Source organism: uncultured Tateyamaria sp. (assembly GCF_947503415.1).
Taxonomy (GTDB): Bacteria; Pseudomonadota; Alphaproteobacteria; order Rhodobacterales; family Rhodobacteraceae; genus Tateyamaria.
The window spans coordinates 252,881-276,084 of record NZ_CANNDS010000005.1; the positions used below are offsets into that span (position 1 = coordinate 252,881).

The 23,204-nt window shown below is 58.4% G+C and carries 23 protein-coding genes; 6 read left to right on the top strand and 17 right to left on the bottom strand.

Annotated elements, in window-relative coordinates:
* Positions 1-79 precede the first annotated feature (79 nt).
* The 7 genes from Q1A32_RS22130 to Q1A32_RS22160 all read right to left on the bottom strand — a co-directional run bounded on the left by Q1A32_RS22130 (position 80) and on the right by Q1A32_RS22160 (position 6,003).
* Positions 80-946, bottom strand: a complete 867-nt coding sequence (locus Q1A32_RS22130; RefSeq protein ID WP_299657969.1) for a transglutaminase family protein — start codon at positions 944-946, stop codon at positions 80-82.
* Positions 947-1,218: 272 nt separating this feature from the next.
* A complete protein-coding gene (locus tag Q1A32_RS22135) occupies positions 1,219-1,740 on the bottom strand; it encodes a hypothetical protein (RefSeq protein ID WP_299048676.1) in 522 nt (173 codons plus the stop codon).
* A 368-nt stretch (positions 1,741-2,108) separates the two neighbouring features.
* Complete coding sequence (locus Q1A32_RS22140) at positions 2,109-3,230, bottom strand: alanine/ornithine racemase family PLP-dependent enzyme (RefSeq protein WP_299657971.1); 1,122 nt, start codon at positions 3,228-3,230, stop codon at positions 2,109-2,111.
* Positions 3,227-4,426 (bottom strand): DUF1611 domain-containing protein, encoded by a 1,200-nt coding sequence (locus Q1A32_RS22145; protein WP_299657973.1) that lies wholly within the window; start codon positions 4,424-4,426, stop codon positions 3,227-3,229. The genes Q1A32_RS22140 and Q1A32_RS22145 overlap by 4 nt, the downstream gene beginning before the upstream one ends.
* Before the next feature lie 89 nt (positions 4,427-4,515).
* Positions 4,516-5,349 carry a hypothetical protein gene (locus Q1A32_RS22150; protein ID WP_299048666.1) on the bottom strand — a complete coding sequence of 278 codons (834 nt, stop codon included), beginning with the start codon at positions 5,347-5,349 and terminating at the stop codon, positions 4,516-4,518.
* Positions 5,339-5,692 carry a hypothetical protein gene (locus tag Q1A32_RS22155; RefSeq protein WP_299048665.1) on the bottom strand — a complete coding sequence of 118 codons (354 nt, stop codon included), beginning with the start codon at positions 5,690-5,692 and terminating at the stop codon, positions 5,339-5,341. The genes Q1A32_RS22150 and Q1A32_RS22155 overlap by 11 nt, the downstream gene beginning before the upstream one ends.
* Positions 5,689-6,003, bottom strand: a complete 315-nt coding sequence (locus Q1A32_RS22160) for a hypothetical protein (RefSeq protein WP_299657976.1) — start codon at positions 6,001-6,003, stop codon at positions 5,689-5,691. Before Q1A32_RS22160 ends, Q1A32_RS22155 begins: the two co-directional genes overlap by 4 nt.
* 242 nt (positions 6,004-6,245) lie before the next feature.
* On the opposite strand from Q1A32_RS22160, the gene Q1A32_RS22165 reads away from it, so the two are divergent.
* Positions 6,246-6,656, top strand: a complete 411-nt coding sequence (locus tag Q1A32_RS22165; protein WP_299048660.1) for a hypothetical protein — start codon at positions 6,246-6,248, stop codon at positions 6,654-6,656.
* A gap of 169 nt (positions 6,657-6,825) precedes the next feature.
* Positions 6,826-7,026, top strand: a complete 201-nt coding sequence (locus Q1A32_RS22170; RefSeq protein ID WP_224825431.1) for a hypothetical protein — start codon at positions 6,826-6,828, stop codon at positions 7,024-7,026.
* 60 nt (positions 7,027-7,086) lie between these two features.
* Here the strand turns inward: Q1A32_RS22170 and Q1A32_RS22175 are convergent, their stop codons facing one another.
* Positions 7,087-7,818, bottom strand: coding sequence for a Crp/Fnr family transcriptional regulator (locus Q1A32_RS22175; RefSeq protein ID WP_299048655.1), 732 nt, complete (start codon positions 7,816-7,818; stop codon positions 7,087-7,089).
* Positions 7,819-7,968: 150 nt separating this feature from the next.
* On the opposite strand from Q1A32_RS22175, the gene Q1A32_RS22180 reads away from it, so the two are divergent.
* The 3 genes from Q1A32_RS22180 to Q1A32_RS22190 all read left to right on the top strand — a co-directional run bounded on the left by Q1A32_RS22180 (position 7,969) and on the right by Q1A32_RS22190 (position 9,694).
* Positions 7,969-8,205: a hypothetical protein gene (locus Q1A32_RS22180; RefSeq protein ID WP_299048652.1), complete on the top strand. Its 237-nt coding sequence runs from the start codon at positions 7,969-7,971 to the stop codon at positions 8,203-8,205.
* A 438-nt stretch (positions 8,206-8,643) separates the two neighbouring features.
* A complete protein-coding gene (locus tag Q1A32_RS22185; protein ID WP_224825428.1) occupies positions 8,644-8,850 on the top strand; it encodes a cold-shock protein in 207 nt (68 codons plus the stop codon).
* Positions 8,851-9,013: 163 nt separating this feature from the next.
* Entirely contained in the window at positions 9,014-9,694 is a 681-nt protein-coding gene (locus tag Q1A32_RS22190) for a hypothetical protein (protein ID WP_299048642.1), read from the top strand.
* A gap of 195 nt (positions 9,695-9,889) precedes the next feature.
* Here the strand turns inward: Q1A32_RS22190 and Q1A32_RS22195 are convergent, their stop codons facing one another.
* The 9 genes from Q1A32_RS22195 to Q1A32_RS22235 form a co-directional block, all read right to left on the bottom strand.
* Entirely contained in the window at positions 9,890-10,522 is a 633-nt protein-coding gene (locus tag Q1A32_RS22195; protein ID WP_299048641.1) for a tyrosine-type recombinase/integrase, read from the bottom strand.
* Between the two features lie 320 nt (positions 10,523-10,842).
* Positions 10,843-12,864, bottom strand: a complete 2,022-nt coding sequence (locus tag Q1A32_RS22200) for a type IV secretory system conjugative DNA transfer family protein (RefSeq protein ID WP_299048639.1) — start codon at positions 12,862-12,864, stop codon at positions 10,843-10,845.
* Positions 12,857-15,091, bottom strand: coding sequence for a relaxase/mobilization nuclease domain-containing protein (locus Q1A32_RS22205; protein ID WP_299048636.1), 2,235 nt, complete (start codon positions 15,089-15,091; stop codon positions 12,857-12,859). The genes Q1A32_RS22200 and Q1A32_RS22205 overlap by 8 nt, the downstream gene beginning before the upstream one ends.
* Entirely contained in the window at positions 15,078-15,659 is a 582-nt protein-coding gene (locus Q1A32_RS22210) for a helix-turn-helix domain-containing protein (RefSeq protein WP_299048633.1), read from the bottom strand. Before Q1A32_RS22210 ends, Q1A32_RS22205 begins: the two co-directional genes overlap by 14 nt.
* 348 nt (positions 15,660-16,007) lie before the next feature.
* Positions 16,008-16,214: a hypothetical protein gene (locus Q1A32_RS22215; protein WP_299048631.1), complete on the bottom strand. Its 207-nt coding sequence runs from the start codon at positions 16,212-16,214 to the stop codon at positions 16,008-16,010.
* Positions 16,215-16,529: 315 nt separating this feature from the next.
* Positions 16,530-17,045, bottom strand: a complete 516-nt coding sequence (locus Q1A32_RS22220; protein ID WP_299048627.1) for a hypothetical protein — start codon at positions 17,043-17,045, stop codon at positions 16,530-16,532.
* Between the two features lie 131 nt (positions 17,046-17,176).
* Positions 17,177-19,027 (bottom strand): ParB/RepB/Spo0J family partition protein, encoded by a 1,851-nt coding sequence (locus Q1A32_RS22225; RefSeq protein ID WP_299048625.1) that lies wholly within the window; start codon positions 19,025-19,027, stop codon positions 17,177-17,179.
* Between the two features lie 72 nt (positions 19,028-19,099).
* Complete coding sequence (locus Q1A32_RS22230; protein WP_299048623.1) at positions 19,100-19,495, bottom strand: DUF3768 domain-containing protein; 396 nt, start codon at positions 19,493-19,495, stop codon at positions 19,100-19,102.
* A 681-nt stretch (positions 19,496-20,176) separates the two neighbouring features.
* Positions 20,177-20,881, bottom strand: a complete 705-nt coding sequence (locus tag Q1A32_RS22235; protein ID WP_299048620.1) for a hypothetical protein — start codon at positions 20,879-20,881, stop codon at positions 20,177-20,179.
* A 279-nt stretch (positions 20,882-21,160) separates the two neighbouring features.
* On the opposite strand from Q1A32_RS22235, the gene Q1A32_RS22240 reads away from it, so the two are divergent.
* Complete coding sequence (locus tag Q1A32_RS22240; protein WP_299048617.1) at positions 21,161-23,161, top strand: DEAD/DEAH box helicase; 2,001 nt, start codon at positions 21,161-21,163, stop codon at positions 23,159-23,161.
* Positions 23,162-23,204: the final 43 nt, after the last annotated feature.

Consider the following 23,204-nt stretch of genomic DNA (forward strand, 5'->3'; position numbering starts at 1 on the left):
CCAAAAAGGAGCACCCGGACAAACCGTCCAAACGCCGCATGATAGTCGGCGAATGGACGTCCCGTTCTTACCGGCGCAATCACTGATCCTCAACACGCACAACCACCTCCATCGAGAGCAGATCGGTACCTTCTCCCTGGAAGCTGCCGGTTACCGGAGCGACCTGTGATATGTTCCGCGCAACGGCCACCGGGATCAGGTTGGCCGACCCTACTGACCTGTTCGTTGGGTCGAACGGGATCCAACCGGCCCCGGGAACGAAGACTTCGACCCATGCATGCGTAGAACCCGAGCCAGCAGATCCGCGTTGATCATCACTGGGGTCGTAGAGGTAGCCGGACACCAGACGAGCCCCGAATCCCAGCGTTCGGATAGCCTCGGCAAAGAGGACCGCAAAATCGCGACACGAGCCACAGCCCCGGTCGAGGGTTTCGAGTGGTCCCTGCGTGCCTTCGCTCTCGCGGATCTCATATGTGATCTGCGCTGTGATGCCATTGCTGACGTCCTTCAGGAGCGACAGGGTATCCGTTGGCCTGTGCATCACGAATTGTTCGACCCAGTTTGACAAGCGCCCTGCGTCGTCTTGGTATTGTGGCGCAGAAAGCGCCCCGAGATCTGTCCAGTCTTCGGCGGAGTAAAGGAACGGGTAGGGCGTCGCAGCGGCCGCGATCGGGAAGACTGGCCACTCAGGCGCGGTGAGGATGGCGGTCGTGTGGGACCGGATCGAAAGCGTATCCGTTGCGGCATCAAAATTGGCGATAACGATGGCGTTTCCGGCGACATCGTGGGACCAGTCGAGTCGGGCCGTCGGCGTGATTTCAAGATCGAAAGCCGTCAATGTGAGGTCCCGCGTTTCACGCGGACGCAACATCAGCCTGTGCGGTCCAAGGACCACGGCGGAGCGATAGCGATAGGTGGTCATGTGTGCGACCGTGATTGTCGACATGCGGCGGACCTAAGCGGAGCGACCGGCTGAGCGAGACCGGCCTTTGCTGACGCCTTCCGGCACAGCTGCGCGCCATGCTGTCCTGCCTTTGCACCTTGCACAGATGCGCTGGCCGAACCCTTCGCTCCAAAAGGAAACCTTACAACACAAGCAGAACCGCAACTTCGGCACATCGCCGAGCACGCGGCCGGGGTAGTCCATCAGGGTGCCGTCGACTCTTGCTTGCATCAGTTCCTCGCGTTCAATTGGTCCCTGAAATTGCGTTTCGGACATCATACGGAAAAGGATGAAGTGCGCGGTCGGCACGGCATCCCTTCGTTCTCGGCGTCATGAATGTCCGAAGCGTCCCGCGAAGCCCCCTGCGCTGTTGCGTTTTCGGTCTCAGCGTCCGCGTCATCCATGTCAGTCTGTGCCATCCGCGATCCCGAGTAGAGATGGCGCAAATGCGCCTCCGACACCCCGTCGGCCTTCATGACCATTTGCACCATCGGATCGGCAAGCATTTCTTCGAGAAAGACCTGCGAGAGGTCCTTGCCGGACAGTTTGTCTTTCGCCCGGGCATGGTCGAGATCGGCCAGCGACACGGACAGGCTCCGCGTCAATCCCGGATGGGACAGGCGTGGATGCAGGTGGATCATGACGGAGGCCTTCCAGGCCTCCGGATCCTTGTGATCGGGCGGTGAGGCGAGTTCTGTCTCGATATCGTACTCTCCGGCAGGAAGCGTTTCGTCGAAGCCCGGGAGTTTGAAAGGCCAGTCAAAAACCGCGACGGTCGTGTCTGTTTGGTCGTCCATTGCGTTTGATCCTTTCAATTTAGCAGTTTTCCACGACGTGGAGCAAAACCAGCCGCTTCAGGTTTTCTTCGGATCCGGAGCCCCAGGTTTCGCAGCAGTGTCCGGCGTCCTGATTTGCGGTTCCTTTTTCGATGGCTCCGCAGGTTTGGCTTTCAGTATGGCAGCAGCCTTGGTCGTCAGGTCTTTGAAAGACATGCGCTTCATCCTTTTCGGGTTTTCCGCTGGAATTTCCGGGCCCCGATCAGGCTCGAATTCTCGAATGCGGCTTATCTGTATATGTGTATTGGCCGGCCCCATTACTATGGCGCGGTTTCGGACAAGTCTGCGAGATATGACTTTCGTCGTTCCCGCAGGCGATCATCTGGGCGTCATACCAGCGTCAGGTAGGGTTGGGTCTCGCAGTCCTTGGAACGACCGTTCATCTTTTGCTTGCCATGAACAACCTTGGCGACATCCGGGGCGTTCATCGCCCGCATGAGGGCGCTGTAATTAGTCCCCATTTTCATCTCGGACCCGACGGATACGGCGGATTTGGTCGTGTCGACAACGGCGTGGTCGCTGGTCGCGCCGATGAACATAATTCCTGAGGGAAACGTAAGGCCGCTTGTTTCGGTGTCTTGCTGCCCGACAGCAAGGATTGCTCGGGCTCGGAGGTCATCATTTCGAACCAATTTGAGTATCCCAAGCTCCGGAGCAATTGATGCAGGAGGTATTGCGCTTGGTTTGTCACTTGTTTCGATCACCTCGGCAAAAAGGGCAAACGCGTCCGTATGAAGGCCAGTGATCGGTTGCCCTGTCACGGGGTCGGTGCCCAACAGGATCGCCTCGCCGAGGCGGAGGTTGTTGACTCGCCCGGATGAGTCTTTGCCAAGCGCCCATGGCAAATTGGCTGATCCACCTCCTGAAACAAGCCCGACAAAAGGTCCGCAAGCGCCTTCGACTTGGTCGGCCAGTCGCGAGAGCATGTCCATGTCACCGGCCGTCGGTGCCACGTTTCCCATGCAGGCGAAATTTGCAGCGATGCCTTTGAGCGCAACACCGGGTGTCGCGCTGACCCGAGTAGCGAAGTCGTTAAGGTTCTCGGGCAAAATGCCTTCGCGCATATCTCCCATTTCGACCATCAGGATGACACCGTGCGACGTTCCTTGTTGCTTCGCTGCGGCGCCAAGCTTCAGGATTGTGTCCATCTCTGTGTTGTAGCTCGCGTCACAACACCGGACGACGTCTTCCATTTCGCTCACCAGCGGAGCGCGGATCATAGAGATCGGGCATTTGATCCCTTCCATCCGCATCCGAACGACGTTCTTGATGCGTGCGTCGGCCAGACCGACAACGCCGCCGTCCAGCATCGCCCCGGCTACGTCAGGATGCCCGCACACTGCCTTGGTCACACCGGTGACCGAGAGCCCACGGGCACCAAGACGACGGACGAGACATCGCGCGTTTGCCTGGATCTTGCCCAGATCAATTTCCACTCGCGGCGAGGTCATTCCGCAGCCACGAGAGGCACGGGCTTTAACTGTGGAAAGGCGGTCAGGATCATGTCGCTCAGGTACACTTCCGGCCGGGTCAGCGCGTCCGTCACCGGAATGCCGAGATCGCGTGAAAGGCTGTTGATTGCATGACCGACCTCGCCGTCCGTCATCGCCTCGTGATTGAGCGTGATACCAATCACCCGTGTGTCGGCAAAAGCTTCGATGAGGACAATCTCGCTTTTCGGCTCGGGCATCGGCATGGTGGGAAAGTCGCATCGATGGGCACGCTTCGGCGCATGTTGAAGAACGACGGCATGCGGCTGGCTGCCGCGCAGAATGAAAGCCGACGTGCAAAAGGCCGGATGGCTGAGCGCGCCTTGTCCTTCGATCAGGATGACATCCGGGTCTTCACCCTCAGACGCCGCGACAATCACACGTTCAAGTTCCCCGCAGCAAAACTGCGGTGGCACGGCGTCCATGGCGATCCCGTATTTTGCGCCCTGCATAAGTCCCGTCTGGCCGGTGCCGACGAGGACGGTCTTGATACCACGCGCGTTCAGTTCCCTGGCCAGAATGGTCGCCGTCGTCCGCTTGCCAATTGCACAATCCGTTCCGAGTACGGCAATGCGGATTGCCTTCCCCTCGGACACGCTTCCGTCAAACAGACGCATGTCCTTGCTTGGTCGGGGTTTGCGAATATCTCGGATCGTAACGTTGGCCGCATCAGCGGCGTTTGAAATCTCGGGATCATCGCCAAGGTATTCGTGGAGACCGCTGACGATGTTCATGCCGAGCGCGATGGCATCCAGCACGATCTCTCGATCAGTAGGTGACATCTTCCCTGTAGAGGGGGCCATCCCATAGATCAGCGTGTCTGGGATACTTGCTTCACGCGCAACCGCAGCCTCAATATCTTCAAGGATGGGGATGCCGTTACTCACATTGTCCAGCACTTGCCCGCTGTCGCGCCCTTCAAGTCTGCTGTCTATGACCGAAAGAATGCGGTAGGCTTGGCTGTGACGGACAAGCCCGTTTGCGGTTTTCCCGTCGATCTGCCCGAAGTTCCCCTCGCAATAGACAATCGCTGTGGGCACCCCTTTTGTTACTTCTTTGCTGGTGTGAGATCGACGGGACGCGGACAGGTCAGGCGGGGCTTGCGGCCCCATCGTTGACAGCCGTGCCATCGAGTTTTCTACATTGTCCGATTCCATGATTATTCCTTTGCCAAGCGGGTTTTCCCGGCTCCGATCACATGAAGCGTTCGGGCGGGTGAGCCGCGTTTCGGTTCTAATTGCGAGCGCTAGTCGTTCAGGACGCAACGCCCCTGCGAGCGCTGGAAATTCCTATGGCACTCCCAACCGTTTCCCGATCGGTCGAGATGCGCATTTTCGGGGAGGTCGATCTCATTGCACCCGTCGTCGGCCTCTGCAAAGCCGCGATTACACTTCCAGCCTGAGCCATAGCTCGCATCGTCGAAATAGGCGTTCTCCGGAACGACGACAGCCTCACAGGTGTCATCGCGTTCGAAATAGCCCCGCTCACATGTCCATGGCTGCCCGTATCCGGACCCATTCAGAAAGGCGTTTTCAGGAACCGCGATTGCGACGCATGTATCGCCTTCGATCTGGTAGCCACGGTTGCAAAGCCAAGCGGCGCCATAGGAGTCAGCCGACAGATACGCATTGTCCGGCACAACGACTTCGAGGCAAATGTCGTCGACCTTCATGTAGCCACGAAGGCAGCTCCAGCTCTTTCCCGACGGGTCGAGAAATCCGCCATCGGGCACGACGACCTCAAGACAAGTCGCGTCATTGACCATCTTGTACCCGTGCAGACACTCCCAGCCTGCGCCATAGGTTCGTTTGGTGGCATAGGCGTCCTGCGGAACGATGATGGCAAGGCAGGCATCGTCGTCACGCCGGTACCCACGATCACACTCCCATCCCTCGCCATAGCTCTTAGGCTGCGCATTCGCAGGCATCGGGGTAGACTGAGATTGGGCGTAAGATGGCGATCCGATCGCGATGAGCGCGACGAAGGCGAGCGCAAGGAACTCCGTGAAAGACACCGTGGCAAGCACGCCTACGGTGCCCTTGGACGAAACGGGCGAGAATTTGAGGTCACTACGATGCATCAAGGTCGAGACCTTCGATGCATGCCTGTGCCAGATCGCGGTTCGGGCCATCTGATCCGGGCATCGTCGCCCAACCGGTTTCCATGACAGCGTCGCGCCGTTTGAATGACGATGCCTCGCGGATCGTAACCAGCTTTGCAATGCGTTCATTGTCGGCGCGAGACTTGTCGAGGCAGAAGGGCACGAGCGCCGCGATCACCTCCTCCTGCGCCATATTGTTGGCCATCTCCTCCGCGCCGCCACCGGTCACCCAGCCGCCCCACGAAAATCCAACGATGCCGACAAACGCTGCGCCAAGGAGCGCGCCGTAGATGCCGGGTTTCAGCCATTCGGGTGTGGTCATGTCATGTCCTCCTGCGGGGAAAGCGCCGCTTCGCTGTGTTTGTTCGTTTCGGAGAGTGCCCGATCACATGCCATTGCATGTTCCAGATCCTCCTGTGTGGTCATGTGCATGGTCGTCTGACCCGCATTGCTCCCGCGCCCCTGGACCATCAAGTATGTCCCGGTGCGCCGGTAAGCCTCGAAGCTGAGGCCTTGTAGGAGCTCTTCCTCGACAAGGATTTCGTACGTTCCTGCCGGAAACTCACGCAGGCTCTCGCCAATCATGAAGTCGTTGGAAAACGTCACCATTGATCTGGTCGAACGCGAGAGCATCCCGGGTCTCCATTGATTAGAATGCTGGACTTTCCGCCGTCGCCAATGTGGCAAGCGTCGAAAGGAACGCCTCGTCACAGCAAGGCAGCTGCGGGAACACTATCTGAACTGTTGTGGTGCGATGCTGATCGAGGTTAGCCCCCGTCGGGGTCTTTGCTGTCAGGGTGAGAGGAAAAGCCGTTCCGCGGCTTCAGAAACCTGCGTGCGAGTTATCGAATGATCTTCACGCCGAAAGGAAACCCATGTCCGCCTCAGATGTTCTCCACCCCGATGGCAGCGACTACGATGCCTTCCTTTACGCGCAAGTGGGTGAAGACAGAACCGGTGCAGCCGTTACGGTCTTGTCTGCGCTTGCACGCCTTGACCTCGAGCCATGGACTGAGGCGAGTGAGCTTGCTGGTCTGGGCCGGGAGGGTGCGCAAGTTCGGCTGACAACGCATTTTGAAGCGATTACCGACATTCCGGCGCTGGCGCTAGCAAGCGAGGGCAAAGCAGCAAAGCTGGTTTCATTGTTGCCATTGCGTGCGTCGCCTCGCGTTCCGAAACCGCTCGAAGCAGGCACCTTTCCGAAACTATCGGTTTCTTGGACACTGATGGCCTTCGTTGGGGTCGTGGTTCTGGCATGGTTCTACTATCTGGCTCAGACGGGCTAACCTGCGTCAGTGCGAAGACACGGAGAAACCGGATAGGTGACCCTGTCCACCGAAAGTCATGGTGGCATTTTCCGAGTAGTTCAGAGGCGCGGGGCACATGCAGTTCCTCCATAGAACTGCATGTATTTTGCGCCTCTTTTTCTCGGACCGTCCAGGAAAGGACATTTCCATGAATGAAGAAAACCAAACCGCGGAAAACCAGACTGTGAAACATATGGCGTCCGTCAAGGCCGCCTATGACAAGGCCCCCGAAGGCTCCAAGAAAGCCACAGCTTTGAAGCACTACCAAGCCGCCGAAAAGGCCCATGAAGCCGAAAACGACGAAGAGGCCCACAAGGAACTCAAGGAAGCAAGCCGCGCGTTGATGTGATGTCGGCCTCTATGTGACAAGACCGCAGGGCCGCCCCCAGCCTGACTGAGGGCGGTCGTTTCACGGCAACAAAGGCCGCGACTGATCGAGGTAGGCCGGATCGAAATCCGCCAATGCAACCAGCCCCTCGTAGTCATCGAACGTGACAAGCCCGCCCTGAAACGTGACGAGCCCGCTTTCGCGGAGTTTACGAAGGACGCGGTTGACGTGAATGGCGCTCAACCCCAACGCATCCCCCAGATGATACTGTGTGAGCGGGCAGGCATAGCCTTGCCTACTTCCCATACCGACGAGTGATAGTCTCACGCCAAGCTCCAGCAGGAAATGCGCCATGCGCGCATCCGCATCGCGCCGCCCCAGCCCAACCAGATGCTCGACCACCATAGCCTCATCCCGCGACACGGCCCAGAGAATGGCCGTAGCCAGCCGGGGTGTCTCTGCAAAGGCTTGCAGAAGATCGCTCACCAGGACTTCCGCAGCTTCGATCTCGACGATTGGCTCAATCCCATGATCGGATGTGTGCAAAAGCACGCTGCGCAGCCCCAGAAAATCCCCCGGTATCTGGAAATCAACAATCTGCCGCGACCCGTCAGCCTGTATCTTGTAAGAAACGACCCAACCCGCCGCCAAGATGTAAGCAGCCTGCTCTGATTGACCCTGATGAACCAAGTCGCGACTTGCAGAAAAGGATTTCCTTCTCTGGTGCAAACGCTCAAGAACGGCCAGCTCAGTCTCCGACAGTGCAACAAACGCGGAGAGCTTTTGGGTGAGTGGACTGGCTTTGATGTTCATTATCGGTCCCTCCCGAACCGGCGCGTACTCATGGAAGAATTCGGCGCCGAGACTGCTTTCGATCAGTACGGGATACCAAACTCTTTGTGAGTTTAGGACGATCAAGACCCAACCCGGTCGCAATACAACGAACGAAAGAGGAATGCCCCGATGTCAGACCAACGAGACGCCGCAGGCGTGGCCGCCTTTTCGATTTGCGAGGCGCTCCTACTTGCCCTGCAAGATCGCAATCTGCTGCCGGAACGCGAGATCGTGGGGATTCTTCGGGATGCGGCAGCGACCCACGAGAATGCTCAAGACCCGGAAGACGAGCGCAAATTGCATGGGGCAGCCGCCAAACTGATCAACGAGATCATCATTGGCGGCAACCTATCGCGACGCTCGTAACGCCGATCCTCTTACGTTGGATAAGAAAAGCCTAAATGCTCAGCCTCTCAACCCGTTTTTGGGTCGGTCGGCTCGGTCTATGCTTCAGGAGGTCGTTTGGTTGCAGTCTGCGGTTTCGTATCTTTTTCTTGCGAGGCCTTTTTGTCGGCGGCCTCTTTCTTCGCCAAGTCGTTAAACGACATTCTGGCTTTCCTTTTCTGGCTGCCAGGGTATCCGGCAGCTTGTGATCCATAGTGGATCAATGCTCTCTTGGCAAAGGGAACATTGGCCAAAGCACTGAGTGCACCTTGTAATCCTCCCCGGCAGCCACCACGTTTTATGGGCTACTGACCTCCATTCGACCCTCTGTTTTCCTTCACTGGCTCGCAGCGCTCGACACTGTCGTGAGAAGCCGGGCTGCTGCATGTTGTGGGCAGCGATAAAGTAAGGAAAATTCACATGGCCAATGGCACAGTGAAATGGTTCAACACCACCAAAGGATTTGGCTTTATTGCCCCTGAGACAGGTGGGAAAGATGTATTTCTGCACATCTCCGCACTCGAGAAGTCGGGCATGACCACCCTGAACGACGATCAGAAGGTGACCTTCGACGTCGAGGCCGGCCGTGATGGCCGCGAAAGCGCAACCAACATCGCGCTTGCCTGATCTTTGCAAGTGGGCGCTCATTTGGAGCGCCCCATCGCCCGACGGCCATTTGTTTCTTAGTTTTCTTCCACCGACTAACGCAGCAGTTCCATTGCCCGGATCGGTAACCACCGAACTGGCGCTGCACTGGCGCTGCGACATGCCATCCTCAGGAGGCCAGCCGATGTCAGACTACACAGCGCCGAACAGATCAGATGCGGGACGTGGCGTCTTCAAGGCTATGTCGAAGAAATCGAAGGCCAAGTACACCGATAAAGAAGCCCCTATGTCGATCCGCATGGGCGAATATGGCCGATATCAGATCAAGTCCGCTTGTGTCGCGGGCGTATACACGGCTCGGGCATTCCCAAAGCCGCCGACGAAAGCCCGTGGTTTGATTGCCGAGGCAACCGGTAAGACCGAAGAAGCCGCGATCGCCGCTTTGCATTGCGTCATCGATGCGCGTGAAACCCGCAGGAGCGAGGACCGAAGGACAGATCCAAGCACCGGGACGCAGGTACCAACATCCGACGAATACGTGGAGGCCCTCAACACTGTAAATCTGACAAAATCGCAAGGCGCCATGTTGATGGCGTTATCGCTGGCGGAAGCGGACGGGCTGACAGAGGAGAGGGTCGCGAATGCGGGCAGTTACAAATCCACTGCCTCAGCCAAAAAAGCGCTAGCAAGCGCGGGTCGAATGATTGCTGGATATTTGTCTACAGAGACAGGTTCCAAGGTGCCTTCAACGAGTTTGGATGGAGTTGCGCTGATTGGATTTTGCAGTGATTCCGGACACGAAGAGAAGCCGGGGAACTGGATTCTGCACCCCGAACTTTGCGCCGCCATCCGGATCGCTACTTGAGCTAAAAGGGTTGGCCGTCTGAGTGATTACCCACTTGGAGCTGGCAGCCAATTCACCCGACTTTATCTGTTCCGGGATGGTTATGGCGAGCGGACGTCAAATAGATTTTGGCGGCGCTGGTCATTTTACGTCAAAACTGATGCTTGCAGCTGGTCGGCCCGCAAAGGCGAGCGGCATCAGCCGCTCACCCAATGCCTAAAGGTCAATATTTTCGGCGATGCTCAGCGCATCTTCGAGTTCAACTCCCAAGTAGCGCACCGTGCTGTCGACCTTTGTGTGTCCTAGCAAGAGCTGAACCGCGCGCAGGTTACCTGTTTTTCGATAGATCTCAGCAGCTTTGGTTCGGCGAAGCGAATGCGTTCCGTATCCGGTTGATTCCAGACCAATTGACGACACCCACTCGTGCACCAACCGGCCATATTGACGGGTTGAGATATGCGGGCGATCGTGAAAGCGGCTGGGAAACATGAACGAGCAAGCCAACATTTCGGGTGATTTGACCCAAGCCAGGACAGTTTCCCTTGTGTTTTCCGTCAGTTCAAACTGAACAGGTCGTTTGGTTTTGCTCTGGATGACCGAAACACGTTCTCGGACGCGGTCCACTTTGACCAGATCGACCACAGAAAGCCTGACCAGATCACACCCGCGTAGCTTGCTGTCGATGGTCACGTTAAATAGCGCCAGATCGCGAAGGTTGTTCGCCAGTTCCAGTCGCGCTCGGATCGCCCAAACCTGTTTTGGTAGCAGCGGTCGTTTCTGGCCGACGATCCGCCCCTTGTTCCAGGCTTTACGTTTCGGGGTGACAGCAGGAAGTTGGACTCGAGGCATGATTTGCCCTCCTTGCCGCCCTCCAAACCCACGCATCAGCACCGCGCTGACGTTGGAATGCTACTCGCAAACCTGATTGTAACTGATCTGCCGCCCGTGGGTTTGTGCTCCAAACTTAGTAGTAGCCCGGATGAATGGCCGGTTTCACCGCCGCATTCGCGCGCCAAAATCCAAGTGCCCGCAGCAATTTCCGTGCTGCGTGCGCGCGCAGCGAGGAATCATTATTTCCGCTGTAGGCTCTTTCGGAGCTTTTGCCGCGCTCGGTTCGAAAGTCAGGTCATTAAATCAATGCATCGGACCACAGCGGTTTCCCATCACTTTCAGCCTGTGATCTCCCGAACCCCTTCCTCGGTGAGCAGGTCTTCGTCGCCAAGCCTTGCCTCCATCGTTTCGAGGTCAGACAATGCAGTTTCGACGTCGTCTCGATCCTCAGGCTTGACGCTGTCACCTCCACCTTCAACAGCGCCCTCAAAATTCATCTCGATCTGGCGATCCTGATCCGCATCCTGAACTTGCTGAACAGCCGTGGAAACCTTCCGTTTCGGTCTAGGTCCCCCGCGCCGCTCTTCGCGTATTTGCGGGTCTCTCTTGGGCAGTTCCTCTGACAGGTTGATCCTATCGCCTGTATCCCCATTTCCTCTTTGAGAAGCATCGCCACCTTTGTCCGAACGCGCCTTCTTCTCGCCACCGCTCGTCGCCGGAAACGGCAGTTCCCCCTTCTGCGCATCGTGGATCTTCATGAAATATCCATCATCAAAATACTGAATGCGCTTCGCCCGGATCGGCATCTGCGCATCGATGACCATGATGATCTCATCTAGGGGCAACCGCCGCGCTTCATCTTCCGGTAACAGCGAGGTTTCTTCTGTGCGCATCGACTGGCTGCGCCCTTCGAATGGATTCTTGCCGATCGACCGAGATCGCGTGACGACGGTCTTCGTGGTCTTGCCGACCGCTTTGCTGAGCTCCTCGATCGTCTTTTCATCGGAGGGTGTGAGGTAGAGTTTTACGCCAGCATTGCCTTGCAAGGAGCGCCGCGTGTTCTCGCCGTAGATCTCATCGATGGCGGGAATGGTCTGGGTGACCACAGCGAGATGCCCGCGGTAACTTCTGAGCGTCTCGATGCTCTCAACCACGATAGGCATTTTGCCAAGCCGGTTGAACTCATCCAGCATGATCATCACGCGCCAGGGCTCGTCGGGTCCCGGTTCCTTCTCTTGCATGGCCGAAAGCAGATCAGAAAAGAAGAGCCGGATGAGGGGGGCGAGAGGTTTCACCATGAGCGGCTGGACCACCAGATAGACGCTCATCGGTTTTCTGCGGATCTCCCGGAAATCAAAGTCCGAGACGGCTGTCGCCTCATCGATGGCCGGGTTCTGCCATTGATCGAGTCCGGAGGTCATCAGGAGCGAGACATAGGAGGTCAGGGTGTCGTTGTTCGTGGAGGCCAGCCGCGTGAAGACCAGTTTCGCGGCCTTGTTCTCTACCTCATGGGAACGCGCGAGGTACTCCTTCTGCTTGTTCCCGCCTGAGGCGGCGATGCGGTAGATTTCTCCCAAGGTGGGTTTCTTGCGCTGGAAGGCCAGAAGACCTGCCGCGACGAAGAGATCGATCCCGCCCTTCAGAAGCCCCTGCACGCGGTCATTGTCGTTCTGCAGAAAGAGTGTGGCCAAAAGCTGCAACTCCATCTGCTGACGCGCGGGGTCTTCCAACTCATAGATCCGCAGAAGCGGATTGTAACGATGGGTGCGCTTGGTCTCCCAATCCGTTGGCGCGAAGCGGAACACCGCGTCGCCCTGCGACGCACGATGCCGGGCCGTCGCCTCATAACATTCGCCCTTCACATCCAGCGTCACCGACGATCCTTGCCAGGTGAGCAGGTTCGGAATCACGAAACCCGTGGTCTTGCCGCGACCGGTCGGGGCGACGATCAGCGCGTGCGGCAGGACCTTCGAGCAGAGGAACGGCCCGCGGCCCTTGGGTTTGCCGAGCTTGCCAATGATAAATCCGGTCCCCGGGGTCCCGAAGAACCCGTTGCGCTTCATCTCGCGGCGCGTCTGCCAATGGGTCTGGCCGAACCGCGTGAGCGCGGAACCCGAGAGCGCGATGGCGATCATCAGGCCGGCGACCCCTGCCCCACCCATAATGAAGTTGATCAGCCGGAAATCTTCGGGCCGGACATCTCGGATTGCAAGGTAGTTCCGGGCGATATAGGCAAAGTCGATATCGGCCTGGAATCCGAGGTCGCGGAAGGTGAGCACGGCGGAGGCGATGACATAGCCCATCGCGATCGCCACCAGCGTGACCAGCAAAACGCCGATGGCGATGCGTCCCCTACCCATGGGTCTGGCCTTTCTCGCGCTCGCCATGGGTCTCGCTCAGCCATTGCGCCTCGTATTCCCGCTCGGCGATCTCTTCGACCACGACCCGGGCCGCGTCGCTGTTCGCCGTGGTCGCATCGGATTGCAGATAGGCTTTCGCCGCATAAAGCCGATCGAGCCGATCCTCGACCACGTCTTTCAGAGCGTCGCTGTCCCCGGATCCCAGCCGTGCGGTCTGATCGTCGTCCAGAAGCCGATCGACCTCGGCGCGATAGCTCATGCGCTGGCTCTCGTCGGCAAAAGGTGACGACAGATTGCCCTCGCGCTCATGCGCAATGACGCGGCGCAATTCTTCAGTCTCGACGGGTGCGGGCTCTCGTTCCGCCCGCAGCGCCTCGTCAACCTGCGCGTAGGTATCCCCCAGACCCCGCGCCACATGATCCGGCATGTCCGGGTAGCGGGCTTTCAGGTCCTGTGCCACGGCCTCCGCTACCGGCTGATCTGTCGAGGCGCCAAGACGCGCCGCCTCGATCTCTTGGGTTATCCGACCGGCCAGAACCCTGTCCCTGATCTGCGGTGCACCCTCCTGATCCAGACGGATCACATCCGTGGGTCGCGCCAGGAGTTCGGGCCGGTCTCGCAGATAGCTCTGTTGTTCTGCCTCGATCCGGTCGAAGACGCGCTCTTCGACGTTCAGGGTCTGGCGTGCGAGCTCCGCCTCGCTCATGCCCTCCGCACGCATCTCTGCGCGGACGGCCCGCGTTGTGTCCTCAACATGGCGCTGGTCGAAATGGATATCCAGCTCGCGGTCTTCCTCGATCACCCCGTCTTCGCGTAGCACACCGGCGCGCTCGAGGGTGGTCCCAAGCTCCACATGGACGCGGTTCAGAACCTCGCGCGCCTGTTCGAGATCACGGCGGCGTTCGAGGTTCAGCCCGTTCTCTTCGGCCACCTTGGTCAGATCGTCTGCGATCCACTGGCGCTCAAGCGCGGCGTTCTGCGCCCCGGTCTCCAACCGCGCCATGACGGTCGTCGTATTGATCCCCGTCCCGCGCAGCGCCGCATCCACCTGCGCCCGCACCTCCGGTCTCTCGAGCCGATCCAGCCGCGTGGTCTCGATGTTTGCTTCCGAATACACCCCGCCCTCCGACGGTCGCTCGGTCAGCGTCTGGGATCGGATCCCAAGGGGCTGCATATGTTGCACCCGCGCCTGGATTTCGTTGAGGCTTTTCTCGAGCGCAGGTCGCTCCGCATCGGTCCGCGCGGCGATCATGGTCTGGACCCGCTCGACTTTCTCCGCGTAGCGGCTTCTGAGCTCGTCGAAGCTGTTTTCCTCGGCCATGTAGATGTCTCCTTCCTGGGCCACCTGCCCGCCGCGCGCCAGCATCTCACCCGCGCGGAAAAGCGCGTCCGCCACGTCTGCGCGGTTTTCGGATGAGGCTTCGGCGGCCAGCGCCTGGTAGATGGATTTGGTATTGGCGATCTCTTCCAGGGTCCGGGTGAGGTCGGCGCCGACGCGTTCCCGTTCGATCACCTCCCGCTCTTCCTCTTTCGCGGCATAGACCTCGCGGATGCGCGGCGGGTAATGCGCAACGCCCCGATCCACGCGGCGGGTGGCCTCGAGACGCACACCGTACTTCTCGGCCTCTTCGACCATCGCAAGGCGGAAGTCGTCATAGTTGAACCGGTGATCCCGCGCGAGATAGAAGAACTCACCCTCCTGCGAGCGGCGGTTCAGCACCAGATGCGCGTGCGGATGATCCCGGTCCTCATGCACCGCGATGATGTAGTCGAAATGCCCTTCATCGGTTTGCAAGAACCGCTCGGCCACATCCGTCGCGATGTCACGCACATCCGTCCCGCGCGTCCCGATCGGGAAGGACATCAGCAGATGCGTGGTCTGCCCGAGCTTCGGTTTGAACCCCGCGCTCCAGCGCTTGGCAAACCGCTCCGTGAGGTCTTTGATCTCTCCGCTCTCGAGCTTGCTCTTCCCGTCCAGGAACCCGCTCGAGTCCACGATATGGGTGGACTTGGTGGTGAGGTAATGCAGCTGGTTTGAGAGCTGCGATTTGCTCTGCGTGCCGCCGCCTCGGATCGCCTTGAAGACGGCCGCGCGGTGCCCCGCCGAGGCACGAATGAACTGCCGATACTTCGACGTGTTCAGCCCCTGCATCGAGCCGCGGATCCGGCTCCAGCCCTCCCGGAAAATCTCGCCGGTGACGGCGTCGACAGCATCACTCCGCGGCATGGGCAAACTCCCGCAAAGCCTCGACAGCCGTCAGCCGCATCGCGTCCCGACGACGGCGCACAAGCAAGTCGATCTCATCAGCCGCATCGAGGATGAACCGCGACAGACCCCGCATCTGTGCGAGGCGCAGTTCCGAGAATTCGAGGCCTACGCCCTGTCCGCTTCGGTTGGCCAGCGTCATCTGTTTGGCGATCTGCGCGACCCCGTTGCCAACCTCATTCAGGGACGCCCGGTAGCGCTCCATCTCGGCAGCCAGTTGGGCGTCCGGCACAAAGACCCCACCAGCGGCCTGCATCAACCGGCGCAGTCCTTCTGAGCGGGTTTCGATGCCAGCTGATGCCAGCACCGCGTCAAAGGCTGCAAGCTCCTCAGGGGTCACCTTGAGGCTCACCGCGGCGGTCGCCACAGAGGTGTCGCGCTGACGATCTTCGTCGGCCTTGAGCGTGTATTGGACAGCCCGGGGCGTCACACCGAAGCGCGCGGCCAGCTCGGTGCTGGACACCCCCTCGGCCGCCTCGCGCACAATCTCCATGCGCTCCGCCTCTGTCAGTCGTTTGCTGCGCGTCATGCGAAGAAAGACCCCCTATTTCCTGCCAACTTCCGCCTTCGTCTCCCACTATCGCCAATCCTATAGCTACGTGTCAATCATATACTTACGTACCGATTCAAACATTCATGTTGCCTTGGCAAGAACTGCGCGCTGAGCCTCGCTCGGCACGTCCAGGCCAAGGGCGTCCGGCGCAAAAGCAAGGACAGCTCTGAGGGCTAAGAGCTGCCCGAGGACCACGGGATCTTCCCGGCGGCACTCGGCGTCAAATCGCTGAACTTGGACTTGGCGAGAGTTGATGGCATCTGCACCGCATCGCATGGAACAGGAAAAGGGCCGCCTGTCGGCGGCCCCTCCTCGGCAGAGGATTTAGTCCTGCGGTTCCCGGGAGCTCGGCGGGAACATTACCAGCTCCGAGACCGCGACGGGGAAGTCGAGCTTGAGGCTGAAGAACTCTGAGCCATCCCCGGTGCGGGTGTTGCGGAACATAGCACCCACGCGTTGGAAGCGGGTGCGTTCCTGGCCGTCAGTGTCGGTGAATGTGACGGGGACGGTGGCGACGTAGTGGTTGGTCATTTGGGTCTCTCCTTTTTGCGATGGGGATCAAACAGCACGGGGGCAAGAGGCCCGGTCGCAAGCGAAAATGCGGAGGGTCCGCGCCATGGGCGTGGAAGCCGTATTTGTGCTTGCCGGAGCGCAGCGGAGGGCACGGACGGGCCGCCCCCGTGCGATCCACATCTTTGAGCAAAAGGGAAAGACCTAGGGATGAACAGTCCTCTCGCTGGAGCCACTGTTCTTGTTCACCTGGACGATGACGCGCTCGAGCTGCACCTGCCTCACGCACGCACTTGAGACGTCCATCAACCCACACTGGCGGACCGTGTGACTCAGCTATCGCGCCTTGGACAGCACGCCTTGCAGCGTAATGGCGGCGAGATTGTCCGGCGTCCGGCGTGACAATTCCGTGCCATCGGCTGACATCGCCGCGTCGACAAACTCGGTCTTTTTAAGAATGCCGCCATCGGCCTCGACCCAAGTCGTGCTGTCGGCATCCTTTCGGGTGATGGACCCATCATAGTTGATGCGGATCGAGACATCGCCGAACCTGACCGCAAGCTCATATTGCTCGATGACCACGCCCTGCCATGTGTCCGGGCAATCACGACGCAGGACAATCATGTCGGGGCGCAGTTTGATCTGGACATCTTGCGAGGCATCTCCATCGGCTGCCTTGACCACCACAAAGACCTCCTGATCCTCAGGTTTGTCATGGAGCGCGGCGCGCGCATTCTTCGGGGGCCAGACATGGGGGGTGCCGCGCTGCTTGCCGTTGGGGTCGCGGTGGAACCCGATGTAGAGCTGCGCCGACGTCCAGACGCGGCGCGCGGATGTGGTGAGGCTTGGCATGTCTGGGGCTCCCATAGCTGGAGTATCAGAAAGACGGCTGAACGCGCTGCTCGGTCGGTCATGACAGAACGCTGGTGTTCTGGTCCTCGGTGGATGGCGAGGGCGGCGATGCGCCGCCCCGGCCTTTGGCTTCACGCGAAGTAGTCAGGCAGCCACGCGTCGATGCGCGCCTTCTGCGCCTCCGTCACGCCAAGCAGCTTCTGGGTGGTCGGATCAGAGAACAAGTTCTCAAGTGCTTCGGCCTTGTCGGCCTTCTTCTTTTTGGAGAACGCCTTGGCCCGCTCGTCCGTCGGAGCAAGGTCCAACAGATCACAGTAGATGCCGTCCATCATCACCCCGGAAATCCGCTTGAAGAGGTTCTCCGTCGTTGGCGTCCAGACCTTGCGGATGCCCGCGTTGCACTTGTCGGCCAACACAGCTGCGAACACCTCATCCCCGCCGGTCAGAAGTTTGGCCAGCTGCCGAGCCAGTTCCGCATCGCGGTGCTTCTTGCCCTTCTTCTTGAAGGCGGCAAAGGCCTTTATGAGGTCAACGCCCCAGCGGTCTTCCGGACAGGATGATGGTTTGCTCAGACGCTTGTCCACGTCAAACCCGGTTTCCGTAGAGGGCGCATTGCAGGGCGTGCCAAGACTGATATCCAGCACATCCCGAAACCCGGTCATGCCGCTCAACTGGAACGTCAGCAGATCGAGCAACAGATCGGGCTGGTCGAGCATGGCATTCTGCAGGGAGGCCAGCTTGATCGCCTCCAGATCAGCCTGCAGTTTTTGCGAATAGGGGTTCTTCGGGGTCTTCTCACCGCTGCCGCCATGATGTGACTTGGCCAGTATCCCGGCTTCAATCGCCGCCTTCTTGTCTGCGGCTTTGATCAGCCCGCCGGTGACTTCAAGCTGGCCATTGTTGCCAACATGGACGACACACCCGGCGATGGCCCTTTGTGCCTCCGTGAACGCGCCGTCCAGCACCGCTTGCAGGCTGTCCAACTCGGCTTGGCCAGCCTCATTCAGAACATCACCTTCGGCCAGTTCTGCCAACTCGTCGTAGCGCTCGGTGAGATCATCGGACAGCACACCTTCCACCGGATAGACCCGCTCGAACTTGTGCTCATCCATGACGTGCCAGCCAAGGTAGGACTCATCGTGGGGCATGACCCACGCCCAGCCTGCCTCTTTCATCACCTTGTCCGCTGCTTCGCGAAGACGCAGCGCAAATACCTCGTCCAGAATGTCGCGGTTCTCGAAGAAGACATCCTCGGAGAAGAGATCGCGCGAGACCTTGCCACCTGCAGCCTCATAGGCCTCCACGCCAACAAAGGTGGCGCGACGGTCGGTGGATTTCACCGCCTTGGGATGCAACACGCCATCAATCTGACCCGTGTTGGTGATCTGGCCTTCGTCGATGAGGCGCAGAACCTCAAAGATCAGCTTCTCATCATCGGCTGTGGTGAGCTTTTGCGCAACGGTCAGATTGATGCTCTTGGCCTTGAGCGCATCCAGCGCCGCCTCGGGCAGGTCCGACAGTTTCAACCGGCCTTTGACATGGGCGACGGTGACCCCAAAGGCACTAGCGATGTCGTCAGCGCTTGCATTGCTCTTTGCCATCCGGCCATAGGCGCGGATTTCGTCGGCTGGATCGAGATCGGCGCGCGCGGTGTTCTCGGCGTTGGCCCAGAGTTCGGCCTGTTCCGCATCCTTGGCCAACAATACGGGAATGGAGGTCACGCTCTCCTGCGCCGGGTCGGTCTCCGCGAGAAAGGCAAGCGCCCGCAGGCGGCGACCCCCAGCCACAATGCCGACCTTGCCGCTATCGTCCTGCAGGCCGCCGAGGTTTTGCAACAGGCCACAGGTTTTGATGCTCTCGGCCAGGGTCTCGATGGCCTCCTGCGCCACCTCTTGGCGTGGGTTCAGATCATGCAGGTAAAGCTGATCCAGCGAGGCATAGATGATTGCGGTCCCGGTTGTGATTTGAGTTTGGTTTGTCATTGGGATGTTCCTTTGTGGTTGATTGAAGAAATGCATCTGGTTTGGACCCGCCCCGGCTCAGGGCGGTTCCGATCAGTATTCAGAGGCGTGCATGATGGTGAGGACGCGGCGGGTGACCTGCGGGTTCGCTGACTCATCGCTGCCCATGCTGTATTCAGTGTCGTAGAGATCGATCTTCCAGAAGATGCGGTAGCTGTTGCCGCCAATCTCAAACTCGAACGCACCAAAGGTGTGATCGCGGTAGGGGTCGTTGTCTTCGGTGAAGGTGGCGAACTTTTGAACCCGCTGCAGGATGATCGCCTTGGCGGCGGGCGAGAGGTCCGACACCCCGCGCGTCATGACGATCTGACCCGGCACCGTGAAATCAGCACCCCACGTGGTGCGGAAGCGGTCGTTCTGCTCCGCGATCTTGGCCGCGATTGCCCCTTCGTCTTCGCACTCGCCTGAAGTGTCCTTTGCTTGTGTCATCTGGTCTCTCCTTTGTGGTTGGGGTCCTTGCCCCTTTGGTGTCTGGTTTTGAGAGAAGCCCCTTGAGGGCGTCGTCTCTAAAACCTGACCCACTGGCGAAGTGCCGGAGTGAGCAAACGCCACCAGAAATCGACCGACCTGGTGCGGCCCGCAGGCGCAGCCGAGGACACGGGGGAGGTCTATTTTGGTTGCGTGCGCGAGAACCCAGCGGGTTCTAAAGCAACGTCCCCGCAGCGGCGTATCGCGCGGCACGCGCGAACCCCAAGGGGACAAGGGAAAGATGGGATCGCAGATCCCCTGCCCCCGCGATCGAAACCTGCCAGGGCGGATCATCGCCTTGAGACCTGACCATGCGAACGCCACGTCCTATGGCTCCTCAGGAGACATTGGAGGTGGCGGATGTGAGCAGGGAAGGATCGAGGCGTATGTTCCGGGCGTAAGCCGGCGTTACCGGCTGGAGCCTGAAGAGCGCGGTGGCGCAGCCGTCAGGATGCGTCAGGGGCCAAAGTCAGATACAAAGACACTGGCTACGATAACGAAAACCTATCGTTACTGGCGTGATGGGCGCAAACCTGCCAAAACCGCGTCTGTTTTGCCCAGGGTTTTTGACCCGCGTAAGTGGTTGATCCGGCATTCGGCGGTGCATGCTGGCACAATGGACCGCTTCTGGCATGGTACCGGTCAATGGACGATGCTCTCGGCTGCGTCCTTCAGCAGATGTCCCATGATCGTTGCGCGGGTATCTGGACTATTAGGGGGATGCTTTGCCTTCAGGTAATGTCCAGCTTGTTGAATGCGGTTGACGTTTCGCTGAAGGCCGGTGGGATAAAGCGCTCCTGCACTGAACGCTTCGTTCAGGCGGTCCAGCGATCCCTTGCTGCGATGCGCAAGGTTGTTGCGAGTCGCTATTACAGCGTTGATCACCGCTTTTTGCTGGGCGTTCAATCCGGTGAATCTGTTGCGGTGGTGATCGGCAAGCCATTGCTGCGCACGATCCTCAATAGCGACAAAATTCGGAAAAGACGTGTTTCGGCCCTCCGGGTCGAGGATTGCCTTAAGCTCTGACTTAGTCAGGTGATCCCGGTGTTTAAAGTCCGCAAACTTGTTGAACGCGGCTTCCGCCTTGGGAATGGCTGCAAGCGTTTCGCGCACACTGTTCTCAAGGTGCTGCATCACGCGAGAGCAGTCGCGGTTCGCATAGGCAAAGATAAGGTCATTGATATAGCCTTCGAACATGACGCCAATAGTGAGAGCGTAGTTTTCGGTTGCGATCTTCCTATCAGCTGCACCGGTGAGCGTGTTCCAAGAGCTTCTGTAGTATTGCGACTGTTCATCAAGCTGATCTTCAAAATCTTCCCAAACTCCTTCGGGATCAATCTTCCGCATCTGAGATTCCTTCGGCGAAGCCCTAAATGGTGAGAGCCTTCCAGCCTGCGGTTCTCATGTAAACAGATTGGTCCGGCATTTCTTGGGAAACCTTGTATGACAACTGACCCGAGGACTCGTGACGCTCACACGACACCAGCGTTAGCCACGAGAGACCGACGCCTACGTTTCTGTAGAGGCGTCACGAGGATCAGCGGGTTGACCCAAGGCGACGCAATCAAGCCTTTTCTGTTGCATCATTTGGCATCAAATGGCAGCATACGGCAAAAGGAGTCTAGCATGGCCGAAGAGTGGATGACAATCGAAGAGACCGCACGCTACCTACAAATCGGGAAAACCGCACTGTACGATCTCGCGAGGGAGGGGGCGCTTCCTTCCAACAAGATCGGCAGCAAATGGCTATTCAGCAAGAAAGACCTAGACGCATGGGTAAGGTCGAATATCCCCCTTGAGCAGTTCTTCATGAGGACACCTGCTCATATCGAAGAAAATCTTCAGCTCAGGGAACCGCAAGTCGAAGCCTACAAGGCGCTCTACGAGTACTTTCGTTCGGGCCGTAAGTCCGCGATTGTTCAAATTCCTGTTGGATGTGGAAAATCCGGGATCGCTGCAATTGTTCCATTTGGGATTGCCACAGGTAGGGTGCTCATCGTCGCACCAAACTTGACGATCAAAGAAGGTCTGTTCGAGTCGATGGACGTGACCAACCGCCAAAAGTGTTTCTGGCGTAGGCGCGGAATCTTGAGCGACGAAGCGATGATTGGCGGACCCTTTGCGACCACGCTGGACACCGGCAACATCTCAGTTTGCGAAAAGTCGCATATTGTCATCTCGAATGTGCAGCAGCTCTCTACCAACCCCGACAAGTGGCTGCATCGCTTTCCAAGAGATTTCTTCGATATGCTTATTGTGGACGAGGCTCATCACGCGCCAGCGGCCAGCTGGCAAAAGGTATGCGAACATTTCGGGGATGCGCGAGTTGTCAACATGACGGCAACTCCGTTCCGGGGTGACGCACAGGAAATCGAGGGAGATCTCGTCTATCGTTATCCCTTCAAAAAAGCGACTTTCAAAGGATACATCAAACGACTGACAGCATCGTACGCCGCACCAAATGAGTTAGAGTTCACAGCACACGGTGAGACCAAGACCTACTCGCTCGATGAAGTCTTGAAGATGAAAGAGAAAGACTGGTTTAGCCGCGGGATTGCTCTCTCGGAGCCTTGCAATCAAACGATTGTCGACAACAGTCTCCAGCGCCTCGAACAGCTACGCGAGACTGGGACCGCGCACCAACTCATCGCCGTTGCATGTAGCGTCAATCACGCTCGGTCCATTGTCCGACTTTACGAGGCGCGAGGTTTTAGTGCCGATCTCATCTATAGTGAAATGGACGAAGACAAGAAGGTGGAAGTCAAACGTCGTCTGAAGAGCGGCGAGCTAGACGTCATTGTTCAGGTTCAGATGCTCGGCGAGGGTTTTGATCATCCAAAACTGAGTGTTGCAGCCATATTCCGGCCCTTCCGCACACTAGCACCCTACGTTCAATTTGTCGGCAGGGTTCTCCGCGTCATTGTGCAAAACAGCCCGGGCCATCCTGACAACTACGGGCATATTGTAACCCATGCGGGTATGAACCTCGACGAGAGGCTTCGAGAGTTTAAGCTCTTTGAAAGCGATGATCAGAAATTCTGGGAAGACGTCATAGGCGGAAAAGAGCCAGAGCCGTCTGATGAAGTCAAAGGCGGGCAAGCCCGAATGAAACTCGGCGAGCAAGCAGTCGTCAACTACGAGATCGTTGACGAACTGATCGAAGAGCAATTCACGTCAGCTGAGCAAGAAGACATCATCAACGAGCTAAGGGAAAAACTGGACCAGCTCGGCCTCGATCCCGAACAGGCTGAAGCAATAGTACTAGCTAAGTCCAGCGGTCGTACGATGACCAAAGCGGCGCAACCATTTCAGATTCTACCTCAACGTGAATGGGAAGCCCAACGAAAGGGCCTGAATGACCAGGTTAACCGAGCCGCAAACCTGCTTATGAACAGGCTTGAGATAAATCGCGCTGGCCGCGATCTCATAAATTTGGGGGTCGCAGCAACGAACAACTTCGTCGCAGGCGTGACTCTCATCAACAAGGAATTGAAGGCCAGCTTTCCCAAGCAGCGAAAAGAATGGTCAGTCGAAGAGTTCAAGGCGGCTGAAGCTGAACTTGAGAACATACTCAATTCAATTACACGCCGCTATAAGGGGCTAATGCATGGCAAAGCCAAAGGGTAAGACACCTTCACTTCTATCCCAGTCGACGGGCAAACCTATCAGC

Bases quoted from the DNA above. Each gene is read 5' to 3' on its own strand.
- Q1A32_RS22150 (WP_299048666.1), bottom strand. From the start codon at position 5,349: ATGCATCGTAGTGACCTCAAATTCTCGCCCGTTTCGTCCAAGGGCACC.
- Q1A32_RS22215 (WP_299048631.1), bottom strand. From the start codon at position 16,214: ATGACCAACCACTACGTCGCCACCGTCCCCGTCACATTCACCGACACT.
- Q1A32_RS22240 (WP_299048617.1), top strand. From the start codon at position 21,161: ATGGCCGAAGAGTGGATGACAATCGAAGAGACCGCACGCTACCTACAA.
- Q1A32_RS22160 (WP_299657976.1), bottom strand. From the start codon at position 6,003: ATGCTCTCGCGTTCGACCAGATCAATGGTGACGTTTTCCAACGACTTC.
- Q1A32_RS22235 (WP_299048620.1), bottom strand. From the start codon at position 20,881: ATGCGGAAGATTGATCCCGAAGGAGTTTGGGAAGATTTTGAAGATCAG.
- Q1A32_RS22145 (WP_299657973.1), bottom strand. From the start codon at position 4,426: ATGGAATCGGACAATGTAGAAAACTCGATGGCACGGCTGTCAACGATG.
- Q1A32_RS22210 (WP_299048633.1), bottom strand. From the start codon at position 15,659: ATGACGCGCAGCAAACGACTGACAGAGGCGGAGCGCATGGAGATTGTG.
- Q1A32_RS22205 (WP_299048636.1), bottom strand. From the start codon at position 15,091: ATGCCGCGGAGTGATGCTGTCGACGCCGTCACCGGCGAGATTTTCCGG.
- Q1A32_RS22170 (WP_224825431.1), top strand. From the start codon at position 6,826: ATGAATGAAGAAAACCAAACCGCGGAAAACCAGACTGTGAAACATATG.
- Q1A32_RS22200 (WP_299048639.1), bottom strand. From the start codon at position 12,864: ATGGGTAGGGGACGCATCGCCATCGGCGTTTTGCTGGTCACGCTGGTG.
- Q1A32_RS22230 (WP_299048623.1), bottom strand. From the start codon at position 19,495: ATGACACAAGCAAAGGACACTTCAGGCGAGTGCGAAGACGAAGGGGCA.
- Q1A32_RS22185 (WP_224825428.1), top strand. From the start codon at position 8,644: ATGGCCAATGGCACAGTGAAATGGTTCAACACCACCAAAGGATTTGGC.
- Q1A32_RS22175 (WP_299048655.1), bottom strand. From the start codon at position 7,818: ATGAACATCAAAGCCAGTCCACTCACCCAAAAGCTCTCCGCGTTTGTT.
- Q1A32_RS22195 (WP_299048641.1), bottom strand. From the start codon at position 10,522: ATGCCTCGAGTCCAACTTCCTGCTGTCACCCCGAAACGTAAAGCCTGG.
- Q1A32_RS22135 (WP_299048676.1), bottom strand. From the start codon at position 1,740: ATGGACGACCAAACAGACACGACCGTCGCGGTTTTTGACTGGCCTTTC.
- Q1A32_RS22220 (WP_299048627.1), bottom strand. From the start codon at position 17,045: ATGCCAAGCCTCACCACATCCGCGCGCCGCGTCTGGACGTCGGCGCAG.
- Q1A32_RS22165 (WP_299048660.1), top strand. From the start codon at position 6,246: ATGTCCGCCTCAGATGTTCTCCACCCCGATGGCAGCGACTACGATGCC.
- Q1A32_RS22180 (WP_299048652.1), top strand. From the start codon at position 7,969: ATGTCAGACCAACGAGACGCCGCAGGCGTGGCCGCCTTTTCGATTTGC.
- Q1A32_RS22155 (WP_299048665.1), bottom strand. From the start codon at position 5,692: ATGACCACACCCGAATGGCTGAAACCCGGCATCTACGGCGCGCTCCTT.
- Q1A32_RS22140 (WP_299657971.1), bottom strand. From the start codon at position 3,230: ATGACCTCGCCGCGAGTGGAAATTGATCTGGGCAAGATCCAGGCAAAC.
- Q1A32_RS22190 (WP_299048642.1), top strand. From the start codon at position 9,014: ATGTCAGACTACACAGCGCCGAACAGATCAGATGCGGGACGTGGCGTC.
- Q1A32_RS22130 (WP_299657969.1), bottom strand. From the start codon at position 946: ATGTCGACAATCACGGTCGCACACATGACCACCTATCGCTATCGCTCC.
- Q1A32_RS22225 (WP_299048625.1), bottom strand. From the start codon at position 19,027: ATGACAAACCAAACTCAAATCACAACCGGGACCGCAATCATCTATGCC.